We start from the raw sequence: 8029 nt of genomic DNA on the forward strand, positions 1-8029 counted from the left end.
ACTCAGTCTTCTAACGACCATATGGACTGGGACTTATATAAAGCGAGGCATCTAGTAGAAAATGCTTTCGCCAAACTAAAACAGTATAGGGCGGTTGCCACCAGATTTGATAAGCTCAAGCAGAGTTATGAAAATACAGTCGCTCTTGCTTGTGCTTATATCTGGCTCAAATTATGAATGTTCAACACGCCCTAATTTTTTGTGCCTATATTTCGTGCTTATATTATATATAGTCAGTTCCATATAAAAACGACACAGTAGAACTGGAATGAATTTTTCGTAGCCTCTGTCAGCGTAGGTACAGCAAGCTAGAAAAATTTATACCAGTCGTATGTTATCACCTAATATATCTATTTTATTGAGTATCGACGATATCTACTTTACTCAATAATCTCTACTGTACTAACATACTCAATTTTTTTGATTGCATTGTAGATAACTGGGAGTGTTTGATCAGAAGGCACACGCACTTTAATTTCCAATAAATGCATATTCTCTCCGTTCATGTCTTTAATACGTGATTTGATAATAATGTACTTTTGATGCTCAAGTTCAGTGATAACAGCTTCAATCCCTGCTTGTTGATTGACCTTGATGCGAAAAGTGAGTTCTTTATGACGTAAGCGCTTCGGCCCGTATGTAAAAATATAATAAGGTATAATCTGTACACTAATCAGCAGCAGCGAAACTGCAAATATTGCTTCTATATAAAAACCTGCACCTACCGCAATTCCAATACCTGCGGTTCCCCAAATAATTGCAGCTGTCGTTAACCCTGAAAGCTGTTCGTTGCTTCGTCGTAAAATAACACCAGCGCCTAAAAAGCCAACGCCTGACACAATTTGTGCAGCTAAACGCAGAGGATCCATTTGAATCATAACGCCCGTACTTTCATGAAATGAGTAGGATGATTCAATGGAGACAATCGTTAATAAACAGCTGACGATACTAATGACCAAGCTTGTCTTTAATCCTAAGGGTTTATGCGTAAGCTCTCTTTCCAACCCAATGATTAAACCGAGGACTGCAGCAATACTGATTTTCATCAGCATTTCAACTCCTAACCAAAATTCCATCCCTTCACCTCCGTACAGCCAAATATCCCTTTTTATTTTAACGATGAATCAATTTAATGAGTAGTTCGCTATTGTTTCTATATTTTTTTAATATAAGGAACGATAATACGAATAACATCACCATCCTACCCGTTTATATAATTATTAATACTTTTAGGGCATTAAAAAAGGATGCATCAGCATCCTTTTTTCATTTGAACTCAAGGCTAATAAAAACCCTGTTCTAATGATGTTCACCAGGTAGGATTCTGGCAAAAGCGCGCTGAGCAAAGTTTGGCTTCTTATCGGCAGTCAGTCCTGCACGGGTACTTGGAAAGATACGATAACCCATCGATTGAATACCCACGTTGATCGCTGGTGCTAATGAATAAGTGGCCGAAGCGAATTTACCCATGTTGCTGGCAATACTATGTGGTTTATGAACGATCGCTTTTGCGACCATCATCGCCGCTTCATCTGGCATCAGCGCAGGCATATAACGATATAACTTGGTTGGCGCAATCATAGGCGTGCGTACCAATGGCATAAATATATTGGTTATCGTCACATTATCGCCTTTAACTTCAGCGGCGAGGCAGCGGCTAAAGGCATCCAATGCAGACTTTGATGCAACATAAGCGGCAAAACGCGGGCTATTTGCTAATACGCCAATAGAGGAGATATTGACGATTTGACCCGTTTGACGCCCGATCATCGTTGGCAAAAACCCAAGAATGATTTTTACCGCGCCAAAGTAATTGATGTCCATGGTACGCTCAAAATCATGGAAACGATCAATAGATTCGTGAACCGAGCGGCGAATTGAACGGCCAGCATTATTCACCAAGACATCTACATGTTCAAAATCTGCCAAAATTTGCTCGCTGACTGTTTCAATATCATCCATATTGGTCAGATCACAAGGGTAGTAACTGGCTTTGCCACCAAGATTTTCAATGCTGTCCTTAACCGCTTTTAGCTTGTCTTCGGTACGTGCCAATAAAATAACATGAGCGCCGCATTCACTAAGCAAAAAGGCCGTACGTTCACCGATACCGCTTGAGGCACCAGTAATAATAATATGCTTATCTTTGACCGCTTTAGTTATTGCTTTTTTTGAGGGATTGGCCATAAAAAATCCTTTTTGTAAGTGAGGCTTTCATTAATACTCGCTTAAAGAATAGCAAATATAGTTGGAGTAAAGTTAATAAATAGGCAACAAAGTTCATTTAATCCGATAATTATTAGCAATTAAGCATTTATTAGCAAACTTCATGCTTAGACTGGCTGTTTCTGTCCCTATTCATGAGCCTGCAAAAAAGCTTCGACCACACGGAACTGCCCAGCGGTACTCTCTTCACCATACATCGCTTGGCGAAAGGCATTAGAATTAGGAATACCCGTGGTATACCAAGCAATATGCTTACGAGCAATACGGCAGCCTGAGTATTCACCATAGAAACCATAAAGCTCTTGTAAATGCGCTAGTACAATTTCTTTAATCTCGCCAACACTTGGCGCAGATAATGTCTCACCTGAGCGCAAAAAATGCTCGATATCACGAAATATCCACGGTTGTCCTTGGGCCGCACGTCCAATCATCACCGCATCACAGCCGGTCAGCTCATAAACACGTTGCGCTTTTTGTGCACTATCGATATCACCATTGGCAATCACTGGGATGCTAATGCTTTCTTTGACTTCACGGATCAGCTCGTAACGTGCCTCGCCTGTATACATGTCCTCACGCGTACGGCCATGAATGGCGATAGCCGCAATACCTGCCTGCTCAGCTCGCTTTGCCACACGCAAGATATTCTCACGCCCGTTCTCAAACCCTAAGCGTGTTTTTAGGGTGACAGGCGCATCGACAGCGTTGACCGCTGCATCTAATAAACGCGCAACCAAATCCTCATCTTGCAGTAACGCAGAACCCGCCAGCTTACGGCAAACCTTTTTGGCCGGACAGCCCATATTAATATCAATGATTTGCGCGCCATTATCAATCTGATAACGAGCCGCTTCTGCCAACTTATCAGGCTCTGCTCCAGCTATCTGTGCAGAAATGGGCGCAATCTCATTATCGAAATTGGCGCGATAGAGAGACTTTTTGCGCGCATAAAGGGCGGTATCAGCGATAATCATCTCACTCACCGCATGACCAGCGCCAAACGACTTACATAACCTGCGAAATGGATTGTCAGTGACACCCGCCATTGGCGCGACCATCAGACGGTTTTCAATCGTCAAGCCGCCAATCACCAATGGCTGCAATAAAGGATGTTCCGGCACTTGCGAAGGCGGTGGTAAAACTGGAGAATCATTAGACATAAAAAACGGCTTGCGTAGTATTAAGAATAAGTGAATGAAAACAAGCCGTTATTCTAAGGATTCGTACGCATATTGCAAGTGATTCAGCCAATCATTTATTCAGCTGACGTGACATATAAATGCGTAATATGACTATTTATCAAACACACTGCCCTGCTCTAGCGTAATATCTTCATCATGCTCCTGCATACGCCATGGCAGACTGTTGGGCGATTCATCCAAAAAGTTCAGATATTTTTCGAACTGATCGATAATATCGTTAATTACTGATTCAGACTGATAGCCGTACAAATCATAGGTTTGACCACCGCGGCGTAGATACACTTTGGCGCGGTAATAGTGCTCTTGTATGGCATCACTGCTGATACCATCCTTATAGTAGTCAGGCGTGTCTTGATGGGTCAAACGCACTTCATACCAAAACTCCACATCATTACCATACTGTAGTTCAAGCACCGCCCGATTATTGGTGTCATCGTAATTGACTTCAGGATGCCAGCCCGTCTCTTTAAACTTTTCGGCCACCTCAGTCATTGAAGCCATAATAGTGCCCTTAATATAATCTAGCACCTCCTCGCGGCTGGGTTGATCTGTGATGTAATCAATCCGATCGCGCCATGATTCAAGCTTAAGCAGGTGCGGCGGCAGATGGTTTGTATTTACCAAACTCTCATCACGGTGCCCTTCGATACGCAGCGCACGCCACATACCAAACATCGCAATCAAAATAATCATGGTAAATGGCAAAGCGCTGACGATAGCCGCAGTTTGCAGTGCCTGAAGTCCTCCTGCCAGTAAAAGTACAGAGGCAACCACGCCTAGTATTAACACCCAAAATGTTCGTTGCCACGCGGGCGTATCACTGCGGCCGCCTGCTGCTAATGAGTCAATAACTAAAGACCCTGAATCCGACGAGGTGATAAAAAAGGTGATAATAAGCACGACTGCCAATGCGGACACCACTTGGGTAAAGGGTAGATTTTCTAGCAGCTTAAACAAAGCAATGGCTTGGTTATTTTGCACCTCAGTGATTAGGGAGTCATAGCCTTGCACCATAATCATATTGAGCGCGGTATCACCAAAGACGGCAAACCAGAAAAAGGTAAAGATAGTCGGTACTAACATGACACCGGCGATAAACTCGCGAATGGTACGACCACGGCTGATTTTGGCAATAAATATGCCCACAAACGGCGACCAAGAAATCGTCCACGCAAAGATAAACAGCGTCCAACTGGTAATCCAGTCACCTTGCTGATAAGCCTGCAAGCTAAAAGTACGCTCAACGATATTACCCAGATAACTGCCGGTATTTTCCATAAAGGCATTGAGAATAAATACCGAAGGACCAACAATAAACACAAATAACATCAGTGCTGTGGCCAGTATCATATTCAAGATAGATAGCCGCTTTACGCCTTTGTCCATACCCGCCAACACCGATATCAGCGCCAAACCGGTAATCAAAATAATAGCAATCACCTGAACCGTACTGTTAACGGGGATGCTGGGTACTAAATAATTTAAACCAGTATTAATCTGTGAGACTGAAATACCCAAGCTAGTTGCCAGACCAAATAGTGTTCCCAAAATCGCGAATACATCGACCGTATGGCCGATGGGACCATAAATTTTATCGCCAATCAGGGGATACAAGGTTGAGCGCATGGATAAGGGCAACCCATGACGAAACGCAAAATAAGCCAGCGTTAACGCCACAACCCCATTAATCGCCCAAATATGAAAACCCCAATGAAAATAGGCAATTTGCATCGCTTCTTTTGCCGCAGCAATGGTTTCAGGCGCTGATAATGGCGGACTGGCAAAATGGGTCACTGGCTCCGCAACCCCATAAAATAACAAAGCAATGCCATAGCCTGCTGAAAACAACATCGAAAACCATTCAATAAAGTTGTATTGCGCATCGCCATGATCAGGGCCAAGCTTGATATTGCCATAAGGCGAAAATGCCAGCACCACAATAAACATCAAAAACAATGCCGTTGCCAGCATGTAAAACCAACCGAAAGTCTCAGTGGTAAAACTCAACACCTCACTGAACACAATACTGGCTAATTGTGGACTAACGGACACGCCAATCACCAGTAAAATCATCACCACAGCAGTGGGTATGAATACGGGCATCAAAATAGTAGAGCGCGGTAATTTACTCATAAAGCGTTCTCAAAAAAACCATAAATTTGGGTATGCGTCTAATACTGTTATAGAACATTTATTTATTCAAATAGTTTAGATGAATATTTACAAAATTTGATATTTATCTAAAACAATACCTCTATAAAAATAAACAACACCACTATCTGACAAAAAAAAGGACAGCTTTTCAGCTGCCTTTTTTTATTAAACTATCAATGACTTATTTATCGAACACACTGCCTTGCTCGAGCGTAATATCTTCATCATGCTCCTGCATACGCCAAGGCAAAATATTTGGCGAGACATTGACGAAATGTAGATATTTCTCAAACTGGTCGATAATATCATTGATGACCGACTCTGATTGATAGCCATATAAATCATAGGTTTGACCACCACGGCGTAGATACACCTCAGCGCGATGATGGTGCTCTTGTGGTAATTCATTGGCCATATCTTCGGTATAATAATCAGGAATCTCATGCTCTGACAAACGAACTTCGTACCAGAATTCAACGTTATCACCACGTCTTAGCTCAAGTACAGCACGATTATTGACCTCATCATAATTTACATCAGGCAACCAGCCTGTTTCGGCAAACTTTTCTGCTACTTCGTTCATCGACGTTAAAACCGTGCCTTTGATATAACCCAGTACTTTATCGCGTGTGGGCTGGTTGGTCATATAATCAATACGGTCACGCCATGCGTTTAATTTAAGTAGATGCGGCGGCAGATGGTTATCGTTGCCTAAACTCTGGTTACGATGCCCTTCAATACGTAGTGCGCGCCACATACCAAATGTTGAAATCAATATAATGACCGCAAACGGTAAAGCACTGACGATAGCCGCTGTTTGCAAAGCGTTTAGACCACCAGCGATAAGTAGAGCCGCAGCGACTGCCCCTTCGGTTATTACCCAAAACGAGCGCTGCCACCATGGCGTATCACTACGTCCGCCCGCGGCGAGCGAGTCAATAACCAATGACCCCGAATCCGATGAGGTGACAAAAAAGGTAATAATCAATAATACAGTAATCGAAGACACTATTTGAGTAAAAGGTAGATTTTCCAATAGTTTAAATAAGGCAATCGCTTGGTTATTCTGCACCTCAGTAATCAGCGACTCATAACCCTCAACCATAATCATATGGAGCGCTGTATCGCCGAAAACCGAAAACCAAAAGAAAGTAAAGATGGTGGGTACCAACATCACACCCAATACAAACTCACGAATGGTACGACCACGACTAATTTTAGCAATAAACAAACCGACAAAAGGTGCCCATGCAATCGTCCATGCAAAGATAAATAACGTCCAGCTACCGATCCAGTCACTCGATTGATACGCTTGCAGGCTAAAGGTACGCTCAACGATATTGCCCAAATAACTGCCCGTGTTTTCCATAAAGGCATTTAGAATGAAAATAGTGGGACCAACGATAAACACAAACAACATCAGCGCGGTTGCTAATACCATATTTAGGATAGACAAGCGCTTCACGCCTTTATCCATACCTGCTAACACCGACACCAAAGCCGCGGCTGTAACCAGCGCAATAATAATAACCTGAACGGTCGTACTTACCGGAACCATCTCTGGCAACAAGTAGTTCAAACCCGCGTTAATTTGCGCCACTGACAGACCTAAACTGGTGGCGATACCGAACATCGTACCCACAATCGCAAACACATCAACGGTATGCCCAATAGGGCCATAGATTCTATCTCCAATTAATGGGTATAACGTTGAGCGTACTGACAGCGGCAAACCATGGCGAAAGGCAAAATAAGCCAATGATAAACCGACCACACCATATATCGCCCAAATATGAAAACCCCAGTGAAAATAGGCAATTTGCATCGCTTCTTTGGCAGCTTCAATAGTTTGCGGCGTGGCAAGCGGTGGACTGGCAAAATGTATGACTGGCTCTGCTACTCCATAGAACAGCAAAGCAATCCCGTATCCCGCTGAAAACAGCATGGCAAACCATTCTAAAAACTTATACTCAGCCTCCGCATGGTCAGGGCCCAGCTTAATACTGCCATAAGGCGAAAACGCCAAGGCAATGATAGACATTAAAAATATAGCTACTGCCAACATATAGAACCAACCGAAAGTGTCGGTGGTAAAATCCAGTACCGTACTAAATAACTCGCCAGCAGCTACAGGGTTAATCGCTGTGCCGATCACCAATAACAACATGATGGCTGCTGCCGGTACAAAGACTGGCAATAGAATAGTAGAGCGAGGTAATTTACTCATAAAAAGTGATATCCTCAAAAAATAACAATAAATAAAAGGGAGCAATAAAAGGTAATAATACCTATTCTATAAAAACTTACTAATAATAAACCCCACTCTCAACTTGAAATAAGCAAATCAAACTGAAGAGGCGGATTACCAAGTTTTTTATTGAGTACAAAGCACAGATTATGCGACAGAATCTTACGAATCAATCGATGAGACAAATGCCATAAATCTC

Annotated in this window: 6 protein-coding genes and 1 pseudogene; 1 reads left to right on the forward strand and 6 read right to left on the reverse strand. The window is 42.8% G+C overall.

Features of this window, described 5'->3' with window-relative positions:
- On the forward strand, positions 1 to 177 hold a 177-nt coding region (locus EI161_RS12470), incomplete at its 5' end, for a transposase (protein ID WP_192529586.1).
- A gap of 203 nt (positions 178 to 380) precedes the next feature.
- Here the strand turns inward: EI161_RS12470 and EI161_RS12475 are convergent.
- From EI161_RS12475 to EI161_RS12500, 6 genes and pseudogenes are all read right to left on the reverse strand, one after another.
- Entirely contained in the window at positions 381 to 1076 is a 696-nt protein-coding gene (locus EI161_RS12475) for an MgtC/SapB family protein (protein WP_192524673.1), read from the reverse strand.
- 223 nt (positions 1077 to 1299) lie between these two features.
- Positions 1300 to 2187 carry an SDR family NAD(P)-dependent oxidoreductase gene (locus EI161_RS12480; RefSeq protein WP_192524674.1) on the reverse strand — a complete coding sequence of 296 codons (888 nt, stop codon included), beginning with the start codon at positions 2185 to 2187 and terminating at the stop codon, positions 1300 to 1302.
- A gap of 167 nt (positions 2188 to 2354) precedes the next feature.
- Positions 2355 to 3386: a tRNA dihydrouridine synthase DusB gene (gene dusB / locus EI161_RS12485; RefSeq protein WP_192524675.1), complete on the reverse strand. Its 1032-nt coding sequence runs from the start codon at positions 3384 to 3386 to the stop codon at positions 2355 to 2357.
- 132 nt (positions 3387 to 3518) lie between these two features.
- On the reverse strand, positions 3519 to 5561 hold the full coding sequence (locus EI161_RS12490; RefSeq protein ID WP_192524676.1) for a BCCT family transporter: 2043 nt from the start codon (positions 5559 to 5561) through the stop codon (positions 3519 to 3521).
- Positions 5562 to 5763: 202 nt separating this feature from the next.
- Complete coding sequence (locus EI161_RS12495) at positions 5764 to 7809, reverse strand: BCCT family transporter (protein WP_192524677.1); 2046 nt, start codon at positions 7807 to 7809, stop codon at positions 5764 to 5766.
- A 98-nt stretch (positions 7810 to 7907) separates the two neighbouring features.
- Positions 7908 to 8029, reverse strand: a pseudogene (locus EI161_RS12500) (IS982 family transposase); the annotation flags it as partial.

It is taken from the genome of Psychrobacter sp. FME5, assembly GCF_014861375.1.
Classification (GTDB): Bacteria; Pseudomonadota; Gammaproteobacteria; order Pseudomonadales; family Moraxellaceae; genus Psychrobacter.

What these genes read in the sequence shown, in the direction of transcription:
- EI161_RS12475 (WP_192524673.1), bottom strand. Translation starts at nt 1,076, where the DNA reads ATGGAATTTTGGTTAGGAGTTGAAATGCTGATGAAAATCAGTATTGCT.
- EI161_RS12490 (WP_192524676.1), bottom strand. Translation starts at nt 5,561, where the DNA reads ATGAGTAAATTACCGCGCTCTACTATTTTGATGCCCGTATTCATACCC.
- dusB (WP_192524675.1), bottom strand. Translation starts at nt 3,386, where the DNA reads ATGTCTAATGATTCTCCAGTTTTACCACCGCCTTCGCAAGTGCCGGAA.
- EI161_RS12480 (WP_192524674.1), bottom strand. Translation starts at nt 2,187, where the DNA reads ATGGCCAATCCCTCAAAAAAAGCAATAACTAAAGCGGTCAAAGATAAG.
- EI161_RS12495 (WP_192524677.1), bottom strand. Translation starts at nt 7,809, where the DNA reads ATGAGTAAATTACCTCGCTCTACTATTCTATTGCCAGTCTTTGTACCG.